Source organism: Lutimaribacter marinistellae, assembly GCF_042648365.1.
In the GTDB taxonomy this organism is placed as follows: Bacteria; Pseudomonadota; Alphaproteobacteria; order Rhodobacterales; family Rhodobacteraceae; genus Lutimaribacter_A; species Lutimaribacter_A marinistellae.
In genome coordinates this window covers 96,577-117,319 of record NZ_JBHRXI010000006.1, presented here as the reverse complement: position 1 = coordinate 117,319, position 20,743 = coordinate 96,577, and the positions used below count along the sequence as shown (strand labels likewise).

General features: G+C 62.8%; 19 protein-coding genes. 17 read left to right on the top strand and 2 right to left on the bottom strand.

Going from position 1 to position 20,743, the window contains the following annotated elements; genetic code table 11:
* Nucleotides 1-88 precede the first annotated feature (88 nt).
* The 9 genes from xdhA (at nucleotide 89) to ACFORG_RS07810 (ending at nucleotide 10,410) form a co-directional block, all read left to right on the top strand.
* A complete protein-coding gene (gene xdhA, locus ACFORG_RS07850; RefSeq protein ID WP_386734860.1) occupies nucleotides 89-1,513 on the top strand; it encodes a xanthine dehydrogenase small subunit in 1,425 nt (474 codons plus the stop codon).
* The gene (locus tag ACFORG_RS07845) at nucleotides 1,510-3,960 is read left to right on the top strand and encodes a xanthine dehydrogenase molybdopterin binding subunit (RefSeq protein ID WP_386734859.1); all 2,451 of its coding nucleotides are present in this window, start codon (nucleotides 1,510-1,512) and stop codon (nucleotides 3,958-3,960) included. Before xdhA ends, ACFORG_RS07845 begins: the two co-directional genes overlap by 4 nt.
* Nucleotides 3,950-4,879 carry a xanthine dehydrogenase accessory protein XdhC gene (gene xdhC, locus ACFORG_RS07840; protein WP_386734858.1) on the top strand — a complete coding sequence of 310 codons (930 nt, stop codon included), beginning with the start codon at nucleotides 3,950-3,952 and terminating at the stop codon, nucleotides 4,877-4,879. The genes ACFORG_RS07845 and xdhC overlap by 11 nt, the downstream gene beginning before the upstream one ends.
* On the top strand, nucleotides 4,876-6,393 hold the full coding sequence (locus tag ACFORG_RS07835) for an ABC transporter ATP-binding protein (RefSeq protein WP_386734857.1): 1,518 nt from the start codon (nucleotides 4,876-4,878) through the stop codon (nucleotides 6,391-6,393). The genes xdhC and ACFORG_RS07835 overlap by 4 nt, the downstream gene beginning before the upstream one ends.
* Nucleotides 6,394-6,441: 48 nt before the next feature.
* On the top strand, nucleotides 6,442-7,524 hold the full coding sequence (locus ACFORG_RS07830; RefSeq protein ID WP_386734856.1) for an ABC transporter permease: 1,083 nt from the start codon (nucleotides 6,442-6,444) through the stop codon (nucleotides 7,522-7,524).
* Nucleotides 7,524-8,444, top strand: coding sequence for an ABC transporter permease (locus ACFORG_RS07825; protein WP_386734855.1), 921 nt, complete (start codon nucleotides 7,524-7,526; stop codon nucleotides 8,442-8,444). The genes ACFORG_RS07830 and ACFORG_RS07825 overlap by 1 nt, the downstream gene beginning before the upstream one ends.
* 34 nt (nucleotides 8,445-8,478) lie before the next feature.
* Complete coding sequence (locus tag ACFORG_RS07820) at nucleotides 8,479-9,555, top strand: BMP family ABC transporter substrate-binding protein (protein WP_386734854.1); 1,077 nt, start codon at nucleotides 8,479-8,481, stop codon at nucleotides 9,553-9,555.
* A 219-nt stretch (nucleotides 9,556-9,774) separates the two neighbouring features.
* Nucleotides 9,775-10,008, top strand: a complete 234-nt coding sequence (locus ACFORG_RS07815; protein WP_386734853.1) for a hypothetical protein — start codon at nucleotides 9,775-9,777, stop codon at nucleotides 10,006-10,008.
* Between the two features lie 3 nt (nucleotides 10,009-10,011).
* Complete coding sequence (locus ACFORG_RS07810) at nucleotides 10,012-10,410, top strand: hypothetical protein (protein WP_386734852.1); 399 nt, start codon at nucleotides 10,012-10,014, stop codon at nucleotides 10,408-10,410.
* 56 nt (nucleotides 10,411-10,466) lie between these two features.
* Here ACFORG_RS07810 and ACFORG_RS07805 read toward each other — a convergent pair whose 3' ends face one another.
* Nucleotides 10,467-11,318: a MipA/OmpV family protein gene (locus tag ACFORG_RS07805; RefSeq protein ID WP_386734850.1), complete on the bottom strand. Its 852-nt coding sequence runs from the start codon at nucleotides 11,316-11,318 to the stop codon at nucleotides 10,467-10,469.
* A 240-nt stretch (nucleotides 11,319-11,558) separates the two neighbouring features.
* Between ACFORG_RS07805 and ACFORG_RS07800 the strand changes: the two genes are divergently transcribed.
* From ACFORG_RS07800 to ACFORG_RS07770, 7 genes are all read left to right on the top strand, one after another.
* A complete protein-coding gene (locus ACFORG_RS07800; RefSeq protein WP_386734959.1) occupies nucleotides 11,559-12,509 on the top strand; it encodes an aldo/keto reductase in 951 nt (316 codons plus the stop codon).
* Nucleotides 12,506-13,156 (top strand): DUF938 domain-containing protein, encoded by a 651-nt coding sequence (locus tag ACFORG_RS07795; protein WP_386734849.1) that lies wholly within the window; start codon nucleotides 12,506-12,508, stop codon nucleotides 13,154-13,156. The genes ACFORG_RS07800 and ACFORG_RS07795 overlap by 4 nt, the downstream gene beginning before the upstream one ends.
* A gap of 73 nt (nucleotides 13,157-13,229) precedes the next feature.
* A complete protein-coding gene (locus ACFORG_RS07790) occupies nucleotides 13,230-13,568 on the top strand; it encodes a carboxymuconolactone decarboxylase family protein (RefSeq protein ID WP_386734848.1) in 339 nt (112 codons plus the stop codon).
* A 118-nt stretch (nucleotides 13,569-13,686) separates the two neighbouring features.
* Nucleotides 13,687-15,180, top strand: coding sequence for a histidine--tRNA ligase (gene hisS / locus ACFORG_RS07785; protein WP_386734847.1), 1,494 nt, complete (start codon nucleotides 13,687-13,689; stop codon nucleotides 15,178-15,180).
* Nucleotides 15,180-16,268 carry an ATP phosphoribosyltransferase regulatory subunit gene (locus tag ACFORG_RS07780; RefSeq protein WP_386734846.1) on the top strand — a complete coding sequence of 363 codons (1,089 nt, stop codon included), beginning with the start codon at nucleotides 15,180-15,182 and terminating at the stop codon, nucleotides 16,266-16,268. Before hisS ends, ACFORG_RS07780 begins: the two co-directional genes overlap by 1 nt.
* Nucleotides 16,265-16,954: an ATP phosphoribosyltransferase gene (gene hisG / locus ACFORG_RS07775; RefSeq protein ID WP_386734845.1), complete on the top strand. Its 690-nt coding sequence runs from the start codon at nucleotides 16,265-16,267 to the stop codon at nucleotides 16,952-16,954. Before ACFORG_RS07780 ends, hisG begins: the two co-directional genes overlap by 4 nt.
* A gap of 71 nt (nucleotides 16,955-17,025) precedes the next feature.
* Nucleotides 17,026-17,784, top strand: a complete 759-nt coding sequence (locus ACFORG_RS07770; RefSeq protein WP_386734844.1) for an ion channel — start codon at nucleotides 17,026-17,028, stop codon at nucleotides 17,782-17,784.
* 3 nt (nucleotides 17,785-17,787) lie between these two features.
* Here the strand turns inward: ACFORG_RS07770 and ACFORG_RS07765 are convergent, their stop codons facing one another.
* Nucleotides 17,788-18,219 carry a DUF1489 family protein gene (locus ACFORG_RS07765; RefSeq protein ID WP_386734843.1) on the bottom strand — a complete coding sequence of 144 codons (432 nt, stop codon included), beginning with the start codon at nucleotides 18,217-18,219 and terminating at the stop codon, nucleotides 17,788-17,790.
* A gap of 119 nt (nucleotides 18,220-18,338) precedes the next feature.
* Between ACFORG_RS07765 and ACFORG_RS07760 the strand changes: the two genes are divergently transcribed.
* Nucleotides 18,339-20,621, top strand: a complete 2,283-nt coding sequence (locus tag ACFORG_RS07760) for an adenosylcobalamin-dependent ribonucleoside-diphosphate reductase (RefSeq protein ID WP_386734842.1) — start codon at nucleotides 18,339-18,341, stop codon at nucleotides 20,619-20,621.
* Nucleotides 20,622-20,743 lie beyond the last annotated feature (122 nt).

Below are 20,743 nucleotides of genomic sequence, written 5' to 3'. Positions count from 1 at the left end.
TTTCCGCCAATATTAGGCCCGCTCTTTCTACGTCGCATCGAAAGAGGCATCCGGGCTTCAACAGGGTAACGCGACGGGTTTTGGTCCCATGGACATCACCTTTCTTCTCAATGGAGAGAGAGTGCGGCTGCATGACGTGGCTCCCACGGTCACGCTGCTCGACTGGCTGCGCGAAGAGCGCGGTCTGACAGGTACGAAAGAGGGCTGCAACGAGGGCGATTGCGGTGCCTGTACCGTCATGGTCAGTGACGAGCACGACGCCCGCGCGCTGAACGCCTGCATCCTGTTTTTGCCCCAACTGCATGGCAAGTCCGTTCGCACGGTCGAAGGCGTGGCTGACGGCGATACCCTGCATCCGGTGCAGCGGGCGATGATCGACCATCACGGCTCGCAATGCGGTTTCTGCACACCGGGTTTCGTCATGTCGATGGTTGCGGCCCATGCGAATGGTGCGACCGATCACGATGTGCAACTTGCCGGTAACCTGTGCCGCTGCACGGGCTACGCGCCGATCATCCGGGCAGCGAAAGCGGCTGAAACAGCGCCCAGGCCCGATTGGTTGGGGCGCGACCGATCCTTGCTGCCATCGGAAATATCTTCTGAGGAGGCCGCAGAAAAGAATGCAAAGCCTCTCGACGCCAATGAGGCAGGGGAGCAGACAGCGTTTGCACCCGGCAACGCGGACGAGTTGGCGGCGATCTATGTGGCCCATCCCGATGCAACGCTGGTGGCGGGTGCGACCGACGTAGGTCTCTGGGTTACAAAACAACTGCGCGATCTCGGGCCAGTGATCTTTCTCAACAGGTGCGAGGATCTGCGCGCCATCGACGTGAGCACCGACACGATCCGCATCGGAGCGATGGTCGACATGAACCGGCTGCGCCTTCTGATGGAAAACCACCACCCGTCTTATGCCGAGATGATCCGCCGCTATGCCAGCGTCCAGATCCGTCATGCCGCAACGATCGGGGGCAACATCGCCAATGGCTCGCCAATCGGGGACAACCCGCCGGCGCTGATCGCCTTGGGCGCGCGCTTGCATCTTCGCAAAGGGGATGCGCGGCGCGAGATACCGCTCGAAGAGTTCTTTCTGGATTACGGCAAACAGGATCGGGCACCCGGCGAATTCGTCGAGGCGGTCAGCATCCCGCGTCAGCCTGACCAGTTGAAATGCTACAAGCTGAGCAAGCGGTTTGATCAGGACATCTCGGCTGTTTGCGGATGTATCAGCGTATCCATTACCGATGGTGCAGTGACTGCGGCACGGATCGCCTTTGGCGGCATGGCTGGCATACCGAAACGCGCCCGGACCGCCGAGGCCGCATTGATCGGCTCTTCCTGGGACGAGGCGGCCATCGTGGCCGCGCAGGAAGCCCTTCTGGCCGATTTCTCACCACTCACGGATATGCGAGCCTCGGCGGGCTACCGGATGGAGGCGGCCAAGGCGATGCTGATGCGCTACTTTGCCGAGGACCACGGCATGACCACGGATGTGCTCGAGGTGCGGGCATGAGCGTCGCGAAACCCCTTCCGCACGATGCCGCGGGCCTGCATGTCACTGGGGCCGCGCGCTATGTCGACGATGTTCCGGTGCCAAAGGGCTGCCTGCATCTTGCTTTCGGGCAGTCGACCATCGCACGGGGCCGCATTGCAGCGATGTCTCTCGACGATGTCGCCAGCGCGCCCGGAGTGGTTGCGGTACTGACCGCCGATGATCTGCCCTTTGCCAACGATGTCTCGGCCTCGATCCATGACGAACCGCTTCTATCGGGCGGGGTGGTACACTACCTCGGGCAACCGCTCTTTCTCGTCGTGGCGACCAGCCATCTGGCGGCGCGGCGGGCCGCGCGACTTGCGAGCGTTGAATATGAAGAAGCAGAGCCGATCCTGACCGTCGACGCGGCACTGGCGGCCAATTCGCGGTTCGAAGATGGCCCGCGCATCTACGAGATGGGCGATGCGGCGACGGCCATTGCCGATGCCAAGCACGTGGTCGAAGGCCGCTTCGCCATCGGTGGGCAGGAGCATTTCTATCTCGAAGGGCAGGCTGCTTTGGCGCAGCCGGGCGAAAATGGTGACATGCATGTCATCAGTTCGACCCAGCACCCAACGGAAATCCAGCACAAGGTCGCCGATGCCATCGGTTTGCCGATGCACGCGGTACGTGTCGAGACGCGTCGCATGGGCGGCGGGTTCGGCGGCAAGGAAAGCCAGGGCAATGCGCTTGCAGTCGGTTGTGCAGTGGCCGCGCGGTTGACGGGCAAGCCCTGCAAGATGCGCTATGACCGGGATGATGACATGATCATCACCGGCAAACGTCACGCGTTCGAGATTGCCTATCGCGCCGGGTTCGATGCTTCGGGCCAGGTTAAGGGGGTCGAATTCACTCAATATGCGCTTTGCGGATGGGCGCAGGACCTGTCCTTGCCTGTTGCTGACCGGGCGATGCTGCATTCCGACAATGCCTATTTCCTGCCCAACGCCCGTATCGAAAGCCACCGTCTGAAAACCAACCACCAGTCGGCGACAGCCTTTCGTGGTTTCGGCGGTCCGCAAGGCATGGTGGGGATCGAACGGGTGATGGATCACGCGGCTTATGTGCTCGGGATGGACCCGGTGGAGCTGCGGCGGCGGAACTATTATGCGGCCGCAAGCGAGGCGTCGGACCCGTCCGAGCATGTCGACCCGACAGTGCCTGCCGCCGAACCCGGCAACGACCTTACAAGTCGCGGTGCCGTGCCGACCAGCGATCCGGACAAGGTCACGGTCCGCGCGGCGCAAGCGGCGCAGTCATCGCTCACCAACCCGGCTGCGCCTCGGACGAACAACCTGACGCCTTACGGTATGGCCGTCGAGGACTTCGAACTGCACGCAATGACGGATGCATTGCTGAAATCGTCGGATTATGCGGCGCGCAGGGTGCGGGTGGATGAGTGGAATGCCACGCACCCACATCTGAAACGCGGGATCGCGTTCTCTCCGGTAAAATTCGGAATATCCTTCACGCTGACCCACCTGAACCAGGCGGGGGCACTGGTGCATGTGTACCAGGATGGATCGGTTCACCTGAACCATGGTGGCACCGAGATGGGGCAGGGGCTGTTTCAGAAAGTCGCGCAAGTGGCGGCAAGCCGGTTCGGCATCGATCTGGACGCGGTTCGGATCACCGCGACGGATACCGCCAAGGTGCCCAATACCTCGGCCACGGCGGCATCTTCGGGATCGGATCTGAATGGGATGGCGGTTCGGGTTGCCTGCGACACGATCCGCGACCGCATTGCCGACGTGATCGCCGAACGCCATCAGGCCGAGCCCGCATCGGTTCGGTTCGCGGATGGCCGCGTGATGGTTGCCGATACAACGTACAGTTTCGCCGAGGCAGCCGCCTTGGCTTACCAAGCGCGGGTCAGCCTGTCCTCGACCGGGTATTACAAGACGCCAAAGATTGAATGGGATCGAATCCGTGGGCGCGGCAGGCCGTTTTTTTACTTTGCTTATGGCGCAGCGGTAACCGAGGTGGTGGTCAACGTCCTGACGGGGGAGAACCGGATTCTCCGGGCGGATATCCTGCACGACGCGGGCGCTTCGCTGAACCCCGCGCTCGACATAGGACAGGTCGAAGGTGGTTATGTTCAGGGCGCGGGCTGGCTGACGACCGAGGAACTGGTTTGGGATGCGCGCGGGGCCCTCAAGACACACGCGCCATCGACCTACAAGATCCCCGCCTGTTCCGACCGGCCGGAGGTGTTCAACGTGGCGCTTTGGGACGGGCAGAACCGGGAAGAGACGATCTATCGGTCGAAGGCGGTCGGTGAGCCGCCTTTCATGCTGGGAATCTCGGCTTGGCTGGCCCTTTCGGATGCCGTGTCTGGCTGTGGTCCGCATTACCCGGGCCTGAACGCCCCGGCGACGGCCGAGGAGGTCTGGAACGCAGTGCGGAGGGCGCGCGATGGGCTTTGACCTGAACGCCTTGCGCGCGGCGGTCGCAGCGCATGGCCGCGTGAGCCGCGTGGTCATCGCATCTGTGCGCGGATCGTCACCGCGCGAGGTCGGCGCGGCGATGCTTGTCTGGGACGCTGGCCAATCCGGCACGATTGGCGGCGGTGCGCTCGAATACGAAGCGGCCCGAAGAGCGCGTGCAGGCGCAAAAGGGTTGAGCAACCATGCATTGGGTCCGGAAATGGGCCAATGCTGCGGTGGCGCCGTGGTCCTGTTGACCGAGACCTTTGATGCCCAAGCGCTGGACCGCCTTAGTGACGATGTGATCGCAAGGCCGGTAGCAGGGGCGGCGATGCCTCTTGCGGTCAAGCGGCTTCTCGCTGCTGCCCGCAGTCAGGGAAGGTTGCCTGACCCGCAACTGCTCGATGGCTGGATGATCGAGCCTGTCGCTCGCCCCTCGCGCGAGCTGTGGATCTGGGGTGCGGGCCATGTCGGCCGGGCACTCGTGCAGGTGCTTTCTCCCTTGCCTGAAATGGCGATCACTTGGGTCGATACAGCGCCCGAGCGATTTCCGGCAAGGATCCCCGAAGGGGTGACAGTGGTACCGGCGGCCAGCCCGGCCGACCTTGTGCACCATGCGCCACGCAACGCCGAGCATCTTGTGCTCACTTTTTCGCATGCGCTCGACCTTGAGCTGTGTCACAGGCTGCTTGGGCAGGATTTCGCCTTTGCGGGGCTGATCGGGTCGGCTACGAAATGGGCGCGATTCCGTTCCCGACTGTCGGCGCTTGGCCATAAGCCTGAGCGGATCGCACGCATCACATGTCCGATCGGCACGCCGGAATTGGGCAAGCACCCGCAGATGATCGCCGTGGGCGTGGCAGCGCAGTTGCTACAACGCGCCGTCCCGGTGGCAGGACAAGAGGATCTGACCGCGTGAGCACGCCTTTGTTGCAGATCGAGGGCCTGACCAAGGCCTATCCCGGTGTCGTCGCCAACGATAGCGTCTCCTTCGATATCGGCGAAGGTGAGGTGCATGCGCTTCTCGGAGAGAACGGAGCGGGTAAATCCACCTTGGTCAAGATGATCTACGGGCTGGTAAAACCCGACAGCGGGCGCATGCTGCTGCGGGGGCGGCCATATGCCCCGCCCGAACCGCGTGCCGCGCGGGCCGATGGCGTTGCGATGGTCTTTCAGCATTTCTCGCTGTTCGAGGCGCTCGATGTCGCCGAAAACATCGCGCTGGGCATGGAAAACCCGCCCGCCATGCGTGATCTGGCCGACGACATCCGCCGGGTGAGCGAAACCTACGGCCTGCCGCTCGACCCCTATCGCCGGGTCGGTGACCTCTCCGCCGGTGAGCGGCAGAGGGTCGAGATCGTGCGCTGCCTGTTGCAGGATCCCAAGCTCTTGATCATGGACGAACCGACAAGCGTCTTGACCCCGCAGGAGGTGGACATCCTGTTCGAGACGCTGCGAAAGCTGCGCGAAGAGGGGACATCGATCCTGTATATCTCGCACAAGCTCGAAGAGATCCGGGCGCTGTGTGACCACGCGACGATCCTGCGGCTCGGCAAGAACGTGGGCGAATGCGACCCGCGCGAGACATCGGCCCGTGACATGGCCGAGATGATGGTGGGCAGCGCGCTCAAGACACCCGAGCGGGCTGGGCGCAGTTTTGGTGAGGTGGCCCTTGCCGTCGCGGGGCTGTCGGTGCGGTCGCCCTCGGAATTCGGCACGGCCCTCAAGAATGTGCACATGACCGTCCGCAAGGGCGAGATCCTCGGTATCGGGGGCGTCGCGGGCAACGGGCAGGACGAGCTGCTGGCCGTTTTGTCGGGTGAAATCCTCAGTGACGCATCGGCGGTGAACCTGCATGGTCGCCCGGTGGGCCGAATGGGACCGGGTGCACGGCGGGGACTGGGTCTTTTGACCGCACCCGAGGAGCGTCTGGGCCATGCGGCGGCGCCGGATATGAGCCTGACGGAAAATGCCCTTCTGACCGGGGCGGTGCGCGAAGGTCTCGTTTCGGGTGGCTTCCTGCGCTGGGCGGATACGCGAGCCTTTGCAGAGCGGATCATAAAGGCGTTCGACGTGCGGACGCCCGGGCCGGACAACGCTGCACGCTCGCTTTCCGGTGGCAACCTGCAGAAATTCGTGATCGGGCGCGAAGTATTGCAGCGTCCCGAGGTGCTGGTCGTCAACCAGCCGACCTGGGGGGTCGATGCGGCGGCCGCGGCCGCAATCCGGCAAGCCATTCTCGACCTCGCGGCAGATGGCGCGGCCATAATCTGCATCAGCCAGGATCTCGACGAGCTCATGGAGATATCCGACAGCTTCGCGGCGTTGAACGAGGGCCGCTTGAGTACGCCGCGCGAGACCGCCGAGCTGAGCGTCGACGAGATCGGCCTGATGATGGGTGGGGCGCATGGCATGGAGGTGGCCCATGTCTGACCCGCGCGCGTCCATTGCAAAAGAACACGAAGACAGGGGACGGTGCCCATGATCGTGCTGGAGAAACGGCCGCAGCCATCGCGGTTCTGGTCCCTTGCAACGCCGCTGGTCGCCGTTGTGGCAACCATGATCGCGGGGGGGCTGCTGTTCGCGGCGCTGGGCAAGAACCCGGTCGAGGCGATTGGTACGATCTTCTGGCAGCCTTTGTTCGGGGAATACGCCTTTTATTACCGGCCGCAACTGCTGGTGAAAGGCGCACCACTCGTGCTGATCGCCATCGGGCTCAGCCTGGGGTTCCGGGCAGGGATATGGAACATCGGCGCCGAGGGGCAGTACATCATCGGGGCATTGGCCGGGGCGGGCGTGGGTCTCGCATTCTATCCGCTCGAGGCTTGGTACGTTTTCCCGCTCATGGTCATGGCCGGCGCTTTGGGCGGCTGGGCGTGGGCGATGATCCCGGCATTCCTGAAAGTCAGGTTCGGAACGAACGAGATCCTCGTATCTTTGATGCTGGTCTATGTGGCCGAGCAGCTGCTGGCCTCGATGGCGCTGGGACCGATGCGCAACCCCGAGGGCCACGGCTTTCCCGGCTCGCGCAACTTTCAGTCCTATCCCAGCGGGCACAACGCAGAACTGGTCACGGGCACCGGAATGCATTGGGGCGTGGTCGCGGCGCTGATCGCGGTGATCTTTGCCTATATCCTGCTCAATCGGCACATGCTGGGCTATCAGATCCGGCTGACGGGTGAGGCACCCCGCGCGGCCCGGTTCTCGGGCGTCCGTCCTGCGCGCCTCATCCTGTTCTGCCTTGGGCTTTCCGGTGCTCTTGCCGGTCTCGCCGGGCTGTTCGAGGTGTCGGGCCCGTCTGGGCAGGTCTCGATCGACTTCAACGTCGGTTACGGCTTCACCGCGATCATCGTTGCCTTCCTTGGCCGCCTGCATCCCGTCGGCATCCTTCTGGCGGGCGGGTTGATGGCGCTGACATACATTGGGGGCGAGATCGCACAGGGCAATCTCGGCCTGCCCGCCGCAGCCATCCAGGTGTTCCAGGGCATGCTGCTGTTCTTCCTTCTGGCGTTTGACCTGCTGACAAATTACCGCATCCGGTTCGCCGGGCAGGAGGTGGTGTGATGGACCTGTCTGCAATCAATCCCGTCCTTCTGATCGCCTCGCTCATGGTCGCGGCGACGCCACTGTTGCTTGCCGCGATCGGAGAGTTGGTGGTCGAGAAATCCGGCGTCCTGAATCTCGGCGTCGAAGGCATGATGATTGTCGGCGCGATCAGCGGGTTCGCCGTGACGGTCGAAACCGGGTCATGGGCGCTTGGCTTTGTCGCCGCCGCATTGGGGGGTGCGTTGCTCTCGACGCTCTTCGCGCTGTTGACGCAGGTTGCACTGGCGAACCAGGTGGCCTCGGGCCTGTCGCTGACGCTGTTCGGGTTGGGCCTGTCGGCGCTGATGGGGCAGCGATACGTGGGGATCAAGCCGCCGCCCACGCCAAAACTGGATATCCCGGGGCTGAGTGATCTGCCTGTCGTAGGGCGCATCCTGTTCGGTCATGACCTGATGCTGTATGTCGGTATCGCGCTGGTCGCCGGTGTCTGGGCGGTGCTCAGGTATACGCGCGCCGGCCTGATCCTGCGCGCGGTGGGTGAAAACCACGACGCCGCACATGCGCTGGGGTACAAGGTTGTCCGCATTCGCACGCTGGCGATCTTGTTCGGCGGTGCCTGCGCGGGACTCGGCGGGGCTTATATCAGCCTCGTGCGCGTGCCCCAGTGGACCGAGGGCATGACCGCCGGTGTCGGCTGGATTGCGCTTGCGCTGGTGGTCTTTGCCAGCTGGAAGCCGTGGCGCGTGCTGCTGGGTGCCTATTTGTTCGGCGGTATCACGGTGTTGCAGCTTAATCTGCAGGCGGCGGGCGTTGCCATCCCGGTCGAGTATCTGGCAATGTCGCCCTATATTGTCACGATCCTTGTGCTCGTGATCCTTTCGGCGGACAAGAGCAGCGCACCTGCCTCGCTGGGCCGCACGTTCCATGCCTCGCATTAAGCAGGCCAATTCTACCAACTGGGGAGACACCTGAATGAAATTCACCAAACTTCTGGCAACGGCCGCGATCGGTCTTGGCTTGGCGACGGGGGCCGTCGCGCAGGAGGACAAGACCAAGGTTGGCTTCATCTATGTCGGGCCGGTCGGCGACGGCGGCTGGACCTATGAACATGACAAGGGCCGTCAGGCGGTCGAGGCGCATTTCGGCGACAAGGTCGAAACCGTCTACCAGGAAAGCGTTCCCGAAGGTGCCGACGCCGCGCGTGCGATCACGCAGATGGCGCTGAACGGGGCGGATCTGATCTTTACCACCTCGTTCGGGTTCATGGATCCGACCATCGCGGTGGCGCAGAAATTCCCGAACGTGAAGTTCGAGCACGCGACCGGCTACAAGCGGGCCGACAACGTGTCGACCTATTCCGCGCGCTTCTACGAAGGCCGCGCGATCCAGGGCCATATCGCTGGCCGGATGACCGAGTCGAACATCATCGGCTATATCGGTTCCTACCCGATCCCCGAGGTGATCCGCGGCATCAACTCGGCCTTCATCCACGCGCGCAAGGCCAACCCGGACGTTCAGTTCAAAATTGTCTGGGCCTACACTTGGTTTGATCCGGCGAAAGAGGCAGATGCAGCCAAGGTTCTGATCGAACAGGGTGCTGACGTGATCCTGCAGCACACCGACTCCACCGCGCCGCAAGCGGCCGCACAGGAGGCGGGCAACGTGATCACCTTCGGCCAAGCGTCGGACATGTCCGAATATGCACCCAAGCCGCGCGTTAGCTCGATCATCGACAACTGGGCACCTTACTACATCGACCGCGTTCAGGCCGTGATGGATGGAAGCTGGGCGAGCAAGGACACTTGGGACGGTATTGGTCCCGGCATGGTCGAGATCGGCGAGATCAGCGACGCCGTGCCTGCCGATGTCAAGGAAGAGGCGCTGGCCCTCAAGGCGCAGATCGCGAGCGGCGAGTACCATCCCTTTACCGGCCCGATCAACAAACAGGACGGCTCGGCGTGGCTGGCCGCAGGCGAAACCGCGGATGACGGAACCCTCGCCGGCATGAACTTCTACGTCGAGGGCCTCGAAGGCGACATTCCGCAGTAACGCCCGGATCCTTAAACGAAACCACCAAGGCCCGCCGCATAGGCGGGCCTTTTTCGTTCATGGCCCACCTTTGCACCGCGTTTCGGAGGTGGATCGACCTCAGCCACCGAGGGTGGGTGATCAGGTCTGGTATTCCCGCATAGGATGCTGGTTGGATTTGAGCTATCGTAAAATTGCCCATTTCTTTTTCCGGGCGCATTTTTCGAAAAGGAGTTAGTCATGGCAAGATATGTTGTTGATACCGGCGATCTGAAAATGGACCGGGACTCGGAACTGCAATTGCAGGGTGAAATCCAGAAACTCGTGCTTGGTCACATCGCCCGGACCGGATTCGAAAAGCCGTGGGTCACCAAGTTCCCCCGCGAATGGTACGGGATCATCCTTCACCCGGACCTCGACCCGCTGCTTGACCGCGAAAAGGAATGGGGCGGCATTCTTGGTCGCTTCGGCTAAGTCATGGCCACGAGTGACCGCACATGCCCGAGTGCGACCTGCACGCCGGGCAACCAACTTCTCGGGGTCAAAGGCGCGGACGGATACGTGCGCCACTTGCGCACCGCGCTCACCATCGATGCGGATTTCGTAGAAACCGCCTCGGAGCTTGGCAAACCCGAAGCACGTATGCGCTTTGCCTCGACCTGCGCGACATCGGGCTGTGCCCAGTGGACTGGCACGCGATGCGGCGTGATCGATCATGTTATCGAGCATCTGGAGCAAGTCAAGGTTCCGCTGGCGCCATCGATCCCACCCTGTCCGATCCGAGGGTCATGCCGATGGTACGACCAGACGGGCGAGACAGCCTGCCGCGCCTGCAGTCTTGTCGTCACGGATCAAAGCGCAATCGCAGCCGAATAAGAAAAGGGGCCGGTTTCGGCCCCTTTTTTCACGGTAATCGGCCACGTGGCTTTCGCTCAGAAATCCAGCACGAAAGCCCGTCGCAGGCCCAGGGAAACAGTGAGCATCTCGTCATCTACCACGATGGGGCTGCTTGCGGCATCCCCTTGCAGTTTGTCCCAGCGCGCGCGCCCTTCCAGCCACCAGCGGTCACTGATCTGGTAGGTGCCGATCATCTCGACCCCGGCGCTGACCAGGCCGCCGCCCGCGTTATACGCGTTGAACGCGCTGGCCGCGGCTTCGGCCGGGGTGACACCGAAATAGGTGCTTGTATAGCGGTCGGTCCCGAACAGGAGCCGAGGACCAAAGCGGAGGACGAACTTGTCGGCGGGTCGCGCGACGTAATAGGCGCTCAACTCGCCAACCCAGCTTTTATGCCCGGTCACACCGTACCGGACATCGGCGAACGCCTCGACCTTCGGCCATGCATACCCGATCTTGCCACCCACCTCGAGCGCGGCGTCGAGGTCCTGCATCCCCGTTAGTTCGGGATGATCTGCGGCCTCGCGATCGCCGATGTAACGGAACGACGCGCCAAGAACCAAGCCCAGCGGAAAATCGTTGGGGTCGTCGTCGAACGCATCCGCCTCGTCACCCAGCTGGAGCTGTCCGAGGTTGAGCGAAAGCAGGTTCGGCGAAAACTTGACAATGCCCTCGTTATCGCCCGACCCGAAATAGGAAGGGCGGCTTTCCCCGCCCAACAGGAAGGTGAAGATCAGGCGGCGGTCGGTCGACCGAGTGCTCAAGGTTCCGTATCTGAGCCCATCGTCGAAGGCATTTTCCTGCGCGGTTGTGGTGTCTTGCGCAGCGACCGCATTGGCGAGGAAGCAGGAGGCGGCCACGACGGGCAGCAGTTTCTTCAGCAGCATTTTGTATCCTCGGTAAACGAGTGTCGGATCGACTCGCTTTCTACCTACGATATAGGACAAGGTCCTGAACTGTCACGGTGTTCGGTGATGCTGAACGACCGAATCTTCGGCAGTCGCGTCGTTGCGGACACTTGCCCCGAAATCTGCGGCCGTCCCGCGACTGGAACCAGACTGCAGTTGGTGTCCGGCAGTGGATGTTTCTGCCTTCCAGCGTCCGGGTCCACGTGTCATTCTGTGAGCATGGAAACGATGAACACTCCTCTTCTCGACGCGCCGGATGGAACGCCGGTCAGTCGGTTCGCTTTTGGCACAATGCAGTTCGGCGGGCGGGCGGATGCCCTGCAAAGCGAGGCGATGTACAACAACGCCCGCGCCGCCGGAATCACGCATTTCGACACGGCGTATGTCTATACCGACGGCGCTTCGGAAGAGATGCTGGGACGGATGATCGCGGCAGAGCGGGAGCAACTCTTGATCGCGACCAAGGTTGGCTATTCCGGTGGCGCCGGCGCAGCCAACCTGCGTGCGCAGTTCGAACAGTCGCGCAAGCGGCTCGATCTCGACATGGTCGACGTGCTTTACCTGCACCGTTTCGATCCCGACACCGAACTGGGCGAGACCATGGATTTCTTCGCCGAGGCGCGCATGGCCGGGCAGATCCGCTATGTCGGCCTGTCCAACTTTGCCGCATGGCAGGCCATGAAGGCACAGGCCGAGGCGCAGGCGCGCGGGTTTCAGATCGCCATCATGCAGCCGATGTACAATCTCGTGAAGCGCCAGGCCGAGGTCGAGATTCTGCCGATGTGCGCCGATCAGGGCATCGCGGTCGCGCCATACTCGCCGCTGGGCGGTGGTCTCTTGACCGGGAAATACGCGAAAGGCGGAGCAGGGCGGTTGAGTGAGGATGATCGTTACGCGACCCGCTATGGCGAGCAATGGATGAAGGAAGCAGCGCGAGGCCTGGCACAGATGGCCGAGGAACTGGACACAGATCCTGCGACCCTTGCCGTAGCTTGGGTCGCGTCGGCGCCATGGAGGCCGACCCCGATCGTATCTGCCCGCTCCGCCGAACAGCTGGCCCCGTCGCTTTCCGCGCTGGATTTCGAGATGAGCGACGACCTGCGTGCACGGATCTCGGCTTTGGGTCGGACGCCGCCACCGGCCACCGACCGCCTGGAGGAGGGTTCATGAGCCGTAAGCTGCCTCCGCAGGCCAGTGTTGCCGAAAAGACCGAGGGGGCAAAGATGTCGGCCCCCGCTGCCGAACGCAATTCGGGTGCCCTGAGCGATCTTCTGTCAGAGGTCGCGCCTCTTTCGGGCCGGGTGCTGGAACTCGCCAGTGGAACGGGCCAGCATGTCGCTACTTGGGCGCGGCGCTTTCCTTCACTGCACTGGCAACCGTCCGAACCCGACGCTGAGCGTCGTGCTAGCATCGATGCATGGGCTGAGGGGGTGCAGAATGTTGCCCCCGCCATCGACCTTGACGCCGCACGCAAAGGCTGGGCCGAAGAGCACGCCGGGCAGGACCTGATCGTTCTGGTGAACCTTCTGCACCTGATATCCGAAGCGGAAACCGCGATCCTGATCGCCGAGGCCGCACGTGCCCTGAATCCCGGCGGCCGATTTCTCGTTTACGGCCCTTTCATGCGTGCGGGCGAGTTGACGAGCCACGGCGATGCCCGGTTCGACGCGACGCTCAGGGCGCAGGACCCCGAGATCGGGTACAAGGATGATTTCGACATGATCGACCTGATGCAGAATGCCGGTCTTGAAATGGCTTTGGTGGTGGAAATGCCAGCCAACAATCTCGCCCTGATCGCCGAACGCCCGCGTTTCTGATCGAGGTCAATGTCGCGCTGTGCGCTGACCCTATACGCATTCGTCAAACACAATGCGAAAGAGGGACATCGCAATGAGCTGGACCGAGAAGTTCGAAGCAACCAAGGCGCAGGTGCGCGGCATCAACACGGCCATCCCGGAGACGGCAAAGGCTTTCGGCGCGCTGGGCAAAAGCGTGAAATCCGACGGCGCGGTAGAGTTCAAGACCAAGGAGTTCGTCGCGCTGGGAATCGCCGTGGCCACGAAATGCGAGGCCTGCATCATGTTCCATATCGAGGCGCTGATCCGCCTCGGCGCCACCCGCGAAGAGGTGGCCGAGGTTCTTGGCATGACGATCCAGATGGGTGGCGGCCCCTCGCTGATGTACGCGGGCAAGGCGTTGGAGTGCTACGACGCGCTCAAGGCGGCATAAGACGCTGTGAGTCTACGAGAGGCGAGGGATGCAGGCGCATCGCTCGCCTCCCCTGCTTGCCCCGGCGCAGGCCATGGGCTAGACCGCGCGCGACACTGCAAGCCCGCAAGGACCTTCCATGGCAAAGCCCAAGAAACAGCCCCGCCCCAAGGCCGTGACGCCGAAAGGGTTCCGCGACTATTTCGGACAGGATGTCACGCAGCGCAGCGAGATGCTGCAGACGATCGCCGGGGTTTATCATCGGTACGGGTTCGACGCGCTGGAAAGCTCGGCGGTGGAGACGGTCGAGGCGCTGGGAAAATTCCTGCCCGATGTCGATCGGCCCAACGCGGGTGTCTTTGCCTGGCAGGAGGAAGACGAGGGCGACAAGGGCGAGTGGATGGCGCTGCGCTATGATCTGACGGCGCCGCTGGCGCGGGTCTACGCGCAACATCGCAACGATCTTCCGACGCCTTACCGCCGCTATGCAATGGGTCCGGTCTGGCGCAACGAGAAGCCGGGACCGGGGCGCTATCGGCAGTTCTATCAATGCGACGCGGATACCGTGGGATCGGCCTCGATGGCGGCAGATGCAGAGATCTGCGCCATGCTGTCCGATACGCTCGAAGCGGTCGGCATCCCGCGCGGCGATTACATCGTTCGGGTGAACAACCGGAAGGTTCTCAACGGCGTGCTTGAGGTCATGGGCCTTGAAGAAGGCGAAACGCGCGAGGCGGTGCTGCGCACCATCGACAAGTTCGACAAGGTCGGCGAGGCGGGTGTGCGCGAACTGCTGGGCAAGGGGCGGCTCGATGCATCCGGTGCCTATATCGACGGTGTCGGCTTGGCCCCGGAACAGGCCGAGCCGGTGATCGCCTTCCTGACCTCGCGCGCGGACGATGCCGCCGCAACGCTTTCCAACCTTCGCGCCGCCGTAGGTGACAGCGCCGTGGGCGTCGAGGGCGTGGATGAATTGGAACAGATCGCCGCGCTTCTCGACGCGGGCGGCTATGGCTCCGACCGCATCGTGATCGACCCGTCGGTCGTGCGGGGTCTGGGCTATTACACCGGCCCGGTCTACGAGGCCGAGCTGACATTCGAGATCCTCGACGAAAAGGGCCGCAAACGGCAGTTCGGCTCGGTCGCGGGCGGCGGGCGCTACGATGATCTCGTCAAGCGATTTACCGGGCAGGAGGTGCCTGCAACGGGCGTGTCGATTGGCGTCGACCGGTTGCTTGCCGCTCTCCGCGAAAAGGGCCGGCTCGGCTCGGTCGAGCGCGGTCCGGTCGTCGTGACGGTCATGGATCGCGACCGCATGGCCGATTACCAGGCCATGGTGGCCGAACTGCGCAGCGCTGGCATCCGGGCCGAGGTATACTTGGGCAATCCCAAGAATTTCGGCAACCAGCTCAAATATGCCGACCGCCGCAATGCCCCGGTCGCGATCATCGAGGGAGCCGAGGAAAAGGAACGCGGCATCGTGCAGGTCAAGGACCTGATCCTCGGCGCTCAGATCGCCGAGAACGCGACACTGGAAGAGTGGAAGGAACGTCCATCCCAATTCGAGGTGCCGCGCGATACGCTCGTTGCGCGCGTGCGGGCACTCCTCGAAGAGCAGGACGTACAAGTCTGATGCCAAGCCGCGCTGAAACGCTGGAACAGGCGGCCCGCCTGCGTTCCCATTTCGAGGCCGCCGGCGCGCGATCCGTCGAAACGCCCATCCTGCAGCCCGCAGAAACGCTGCTGGACCTTTACGGAGAGGACATCCGGGGCAGGGCCTATGTCACGTCCGACGCATTGCGCGGCGAGCAGATGCTGCGCCCTGATTTCACCGTGCCCGTGGTGCAGATGCACATGGCGCATGGCGCGAACCCGGCGCGGTATACCTATGCCGGAGAGGTTTTCCGCCGCCAGGAACACGATCCCGACCGGGCCAACGAGTATGTGCAGGTGGGCTACGAGGTGTTCGATCGCGATGAACCCGACAACGCCGATGCCGAGGTCTTTGCGCTGATCGCGCAGGTGCTGGACGGGCTGGATGTCCGCGCCTCCACCGGGGATATCGGCATCCTGATGGCTGCGGTCGATGGTTTGCAGACCTCGGACCGACGCAAGGCTGCCTTGCGGCGCCATATCTGGCGTCCAAGGCGGTTTCGCGCGCTGCTCGACCGGTACGCAGGTCGAACACCCGTTCCGCCAAGCCGGACCGCGCTGCTTGCCGCCTCCGATCCCTTGGCGCAGACCGGGCCCAAGATCGGCAAGCGCGGCACGTCCGAAATCGAGGAACGGATCGCTGCGCTGCGTGACGACGCCAACACGCCGCCGATCTCCGAATCCGAGCTTCGGGCACTTGAGACGCTGCTTTCGGTGCGCGAGACAATGCCATTTGCGCTTGAGCAATTGCGGGACGTGGCCGTGGACCTGCCACAGATCACGCCGGCGCTCGACCGCCTCGAGGCCCGGATATCGGCGCTCAGCGAGCACGGTATAGATGTCGGCAAGCTGGAGTTCGAGGCATCATATGGCCGGACCTCGATGGAGTATTACGACGGTTTCGTCTTCGGCTTCTACGCCGAGCGCCGCCCCGATCTGCCGCCGATTGCGACCGGTGGGCGGTATGATGCCTTGACCCGCCAGCTCGGCAACGGGGCCGAGATACCGGCCGTCGGCGGAGTCCTTCGGCCCGGGTTGATGCTGCAACTGGCGGAGGTCGCGCCATGAGCCTGAAACTGGGTGTGCCGTCCAAGGGGCGGCTGATGGAAAAGACCTTCTCCTGGTTCGAGAAACGCGGGATCCACCTTAGTCGATCCGGCTCGGATCGCGAATATGCCGGCCGTGTCGACGGGATTGATGGCGTGTCATTGGTCCTGCTTTCGGCCGGTGAGATCCCGCGCGAACTGGCCGCCGGTCGCTTGCATCTGGGTGTCACCGGGACCGACCTCGTGCACGAGAAACTGCCGCGCTGGGAACAGCAGGTCGAAGAGCTGGAGACGCTGGGATTCGGCCAGGCTGACCTGATCATCGCCGTGCCCAGGGCATGGGTGGATGTCGATACGCTCGACGATCTCGATGCCGCGGCCGCCGCATTCCGGGCGCATCACGGCCACCGGCTGCGGATCGCGACCAAGTATCATCGCCTGGTGCGAGAGTTCCTGACCGGAGAAGGCGTAGCCGATTACGCATTGGTCGACAGTCAGGGCGCGACAGAAGGTACCGTCAAGAACGAAACGGCAGAGGCCATCGCCGACATCACCTCGACGGGTGAGACGTTGCGGGCCAACCACCTGAAGATTCTCTCTGACGGGCTGATCCTGCGCAGCCAGGCAACGCTGTGGCGCAGCCGGGTGGCCGAGACGCCAGACGATGTGCGCGTGACGCTGAAAACGCTGCTGAAAAAGTTGGGCTAGGGGCTGGCACTGGCCAAGCTGCCCGGCATTTGCCAATCTGGCCTTCGATCCGATCGAAGGTCAGACAACGGGTGATCACGAAACTCAAATACCTGTACGAAGGTCATTCGCCCCTTGCCCAACGGTTTCGCTACGGGCTGATATTCTTTGACCTGGGCACGATCCTGTTCGTCATCGTGACCTCGTTCTTCCCGCATTCGCGCGGGGTCGAGATTGCGGACATGGTTCTGGGCGTGATCTTGCTGCTCGACTTCCTTGCCCGCATGGCGATAGATCCGAAACGGGCGAACTTTCTTGCGCGACCGACGACATGGGCCGATATCGTGGCAATCGCATCGTTTCTGGCGCCGATCGCCGGCGAGGGGTTCGGCTTTCTCAGGGTTCTGCGCACGCTGCGGCTGTTGCATACCTACCAGTTGCTGCGCCGTGTCAGGCAGGACTTTCCCTATTTTCGCCAGAACGAAGAGGCCATCCTTGCGACGGTCAACCTGATCGTCTTTCTCTTCGTCATGACCGGCGCGATCTACGCCCTGCAGCACGAGGTGAACCCCGAGATCGCCAACTACGCCGATGCGCTCTACTTCACCGTAACAACGCTGACGACGACAGGGTTCGGGGACATCACGCTGAGTGGCACGGCGGGGCGGCTCCTCTCCGTGGGGGTGATGATCGTCGGGGTCACCCTGTTCCTGAGGCTGGCTCAGGTCCTGTTCCGCCCGACCAAGGTGCGCGAAACCTGTGAGACTTGTGGCCTGAGCCTGCATGACGCCGACGCGGTGCATTGCAAGCACTGCGGCACAACGATCCACATCAAGACAGAAGGGATGTGACCGTCAGATAACGCCGATCTCCGCCAACGCGCGGTTCAACTCGGCGGGCAAAGGCTCTTCCCGCTCGCGGCCCTTGGGCAGGTCAGGGGGCGTTTCTTCGGGTTTGAGGTAGCGCCAGCCTTGAAAGGGGCGTTTCAGGGCGCCCTGCGTCCGGTGCAACTCGGGGTCGAGCACGATGGCACAACGGCGAATTCCGTCCTCGCGCGTCACCTCCTCCAGCCGCAGAATGCGTTGCCGGCATTGCACGACGCCCTTGATGACCCAGTAGATCGACCCGCCATTGACGATTTCGGCTTCGCGCTTCGGCCACATGCGCGTGACATGTCGGGGCAGGGTATCCGCATAGCGCTTGCGATAGCTCTTTTGCCATGCGGCAAGGTCGTCCACCGTCTCTGTTCCGACCGAAAGCTTGATGAGATTGATATGGTTATCCAAGAGAGTCGCCCCCAGCTTTGGCTTCATATTGTAGGTATTCCCGCGACGACTTCAAACTGTTGTGGTTCGACGCCATTATCGGTAATCTGGAATGCCCCCCAAGACCGAGGAATCACCCGATGAGCCGTTTCGCAGCCCCCATCGCAGAGCAGATATGGGACATGAAGTACCGTTTCAAAGAGGCGGACGGTACGCCGATCGACCTTACGGTCGAAGACAGCTGGCGGCGCATCGCGCGCGACCTTGCCAAGGTCGAGGAAGACCCGGTCGCGTGGGAAGAAGAATTCTATGGCGCGCTCGAGGATTTCAAATACCTGCCTGCGGGCCGGATCACGGCCGGCGCGGGGACTGCGCGGCAGGTGACGCTATTCAACTGTTTCGTGATGGGCACGATTCCCGACAGCATGGGCGGTATCTTCGACATGCTGAAAGAGGCCGCCCTGACCATGCAGCAGGGCGGCGGGATCGGTTACGATTTCTCGACCATCCGGCCGCGCGGCGCGGATGTAAAAGGCGTCGCCGCCGATGCCTCAGGCCCGCTTTCGTTCATGGACGTCTGGGACGCCATGTGCCGGACCATCATGTCCGCAGGCTCACGTCGCGGCGCCATGATGGCGGTGATGCGCTGTGACCATCCCGATATCGAAAGCTTCATCAGCGCGAAATCCGATCCTGCCCGGCTGCGTATGTTCAACATGTCGGTTCTGGTCACCGATGCGTTCATGGAGGCGGTCAAGGCCGACGGCTCGTGGGAGTTGCAATTCGACGGCAAGGTCTACCACACGGTGCAGGCCCGTGACCTGTGGAACAGGATCATGCGCGCGACATACGACTACGCGGAACCGGGCGTGATCTTCATCGACAGGATCAACAAGTCCAACAATCTCAACTACTGCGAGACGATCGCCGCCACCAATCCCTGCGGTGAGCAGCCGCTGCCACCTTACGGCGCCTGCCTGCTCGGGTCGATCAACCTTGCGCGGCTGGTCGCCGACCCATTCGGCGCGGATGCGGGCCTCGACGAGGCCGCGCTCGAAAAACTGGTCACCACTGCCGTCCGGATGATGGACAATGTCGTCGACGCCTCGAAATTCCCGCTGCCCGAACAGGCCGATGAAGCGCGCAACAAGCGCCGGATCGGTCTGGGCGTCACCGGCCTTGCCGATGCCCTGCTGATGGTGGGGCTGCGCTATGGCTCGGAGGAGGCGGCGCGTCAGACCGAGCGCTGGTTGCACCGGATCGCCCGCGCCGCCTACCTGGCGTCGGTTCAATTGGCAAAGGAAAAGGGGCCGTTTCCCCTGTTCGATGCCGAGGGGTACCTTGCCAGCGGCACGATGCAGAACATGGATGAGGATGTCCGCGAGGCGATCCGCGAGCACGGCATTCGCAATGCGCTTCTGACCTCCATCGCGCCAACCGGCACCATCTCTCTCTATGCCGGGAACGTATCAAGCGGGATCGAGCCGGTCTTTGCCTATGCGTACACCCGCAAGGTGCTTCAGAAAGACGGTTCGCGGACCGAGGAGGAGGTCGTCGACTATGCCGTGCAGATGTGGCGCGACCGGTTCGGCGATGCGGACCTGCCGGAGTATTTCGTCAATGCCCAGACCCTGACCCCGGCCGAGCATGTTCGGATGCAGGCAGCAGCGCAGAAATGGATCGACAGCTCGATATCCAAGACCATCAACTGCCCCGAGGACATCTCCTTTGACGCGTTCAAGGATGTCTACATGCAGGCTTGGGACGAAGGATGCAAAGGCTGCACGACCTATCGGCCCAACGATGTGACGGGTTCGGTTCTTTCGGTCAGCGAAACGGCGGACCAGGCACCGGGTGAGACCGCCGATGCGCCGCACCCGGCCGAGGGAGGCGATGTGATCTACATGTCCGAACCGCTGGATCGCCCGCAGGCTTTGGAAGGAAACACCTACAAACTCAAGTGGCCCGACAGCGAGCATGCAATCTATCTGACGATCAATGACATCGTCATCGGTGGACGCAGACGGCCCTTCGAGGTGTTCATCAACTCCAAGAACATGGAACATTTCGCGTGGACCGTGGCCCTTACTCGCATGATCTCGGCCGTGTTCCGCCGCGGCGGCGACGTATCGTTTGTTGTCGAGGAACTGAAGGCCGTCTTCGATCCGCGCGGCGGCGCTTGGGTGCAGGGAAAATACATCCCCTCGATCCTTGCGGCGATCGGCGGCGTGATCGAGCGGCACATGATTTCCATCGGCTTCCTCGAAGGCGAAGGGATGGGCCTGAAATCCGATCCGCAGGCACAGGTGGTCAACACCGACACCCCGCGCGGCAAGGCTTGCCCGTCCTGTGGCCAATACGACATGCGCATGGTCGAAGGCTGCATGACCTGCGGCAGCTGTGGCTACTCCAAGTGTCAATAGACCGCCGACGGCCCGGTGGGTTTTCGACGGCCCGCTAGCGGCCAGCGGCGAGCTTTGCGGGCGAATGAAGTCAATCGGGCGAAAACGCCCGATTGCGGCGGCTCGTATTGCGTCGTTCTCCC

Coding starts and splice junctions, on each gene's coding strand:
- ACFORG_RS07815 (WP_386734853.1), top strand. CDS start 9,775: ATGGCAAGATATGTTGTTGATACCGGCGATCTGAAAATGGACCGGGAC.
- hisS (WP_386734847.1), top strand. CDS start 13,687: ATGGCAAAGCCCAAGAAACAGCCCCGCCCCAAGGCCGTGACGCCGAAA.
- ACFORG_RS07825 (WP_386734855.1), top strand. CDS start 7,524: ATGGACCTGTCTGCAATCAATCCCGTCCTTCTGATCGCCTCGCTCATG.
- ACFORG_RS07800 (WP_386734959.1), top strand. CDS start 11,559: ATGGAAACGATGAACACTCCTCTTCTCGACGCGCCGGATGGAACGCCG.
- hisG (WP_386734845.1), top strand. CDS start 16,265: ATGAGCCTGAAACTGGGTGTGCCGTCCAAGGGGCGGCTGATGGAAAAG.
- ACFORG_RS07810 (WP_386734852.1), top strand. CDS start 10,012: ATGGCCACGAGTGACCGCACATGCCCGAGTGCGACCTGCACGCCGGGC.
- ACFORG_RS07845 (WP_386734859.1), top strand. CDS start 1,510: ATGAGCGTCGCGAAACCCCTTCCGCACGATGCCGCGGGCCTGCATGTC.
- ACFORG_RS07760 (WP_386734842.1), top strand. CDS start 18,339: ATGAGCCGTTTCGCAGCCCCCATCGCAGAGCAGATATGGGACATGAAG.
- ACFORG_RS07830 (WP_386734856.1), top strand. CDS start 6,442: ATGATCGTGCTGGAGAAACGGCCGCAGCCATCGCGGTTCTGGTCCCTT.
- ACFORG_RS07790 (WP_386734848.1), top strand. CDS start 13,230: ATGAGCTGGACCGAGAAGTTCGAAGCAACCAAGGCGCAGGTGCGCGGC.
- ACFORG_RS07820 (WP_386734854.1), top strand. CDS start 8,479: ATGAAATTCACCAAACTTCTGGCAACGGCCGCGATCGGTCTTGGCTTG.
- ACFORG_RS07805 (WP_386734850.1), bottom strand. CDS start 11,318: ATGCTGCTGAAGAAACTGCTGCCCGTCGTGGCCGCCTCCTGCTTCCTC.
- xdhC (WP_386734858.1), top strand. CDS start 3,950: ATGGGCTTTGACCTGAACGCCTTGCGCGCGGCGGTCGCAGCGCATGGC.
- ACFORG_RS07795 (WP_386734849.1), top strand. CDS start 12,506: ATGAGCCGTAAGCTGCCTCCGCAGGCCAGTGTTGCCGAAAAGACCGAG.
- ACFORG_RS07780 (WP_386734846.1), top strand. CDS start 15,180: ATGCCAAGCCGCGCTGAAACGCTGGAACAGGCGGCCCGCCTGCGTTCC.
- xdhA (WP_386734860.1), top strand. CDS start 89: ATGGACATCACCTTTCTTCTCAATGGAGAGAGAGTGCGGCTGCATGAC.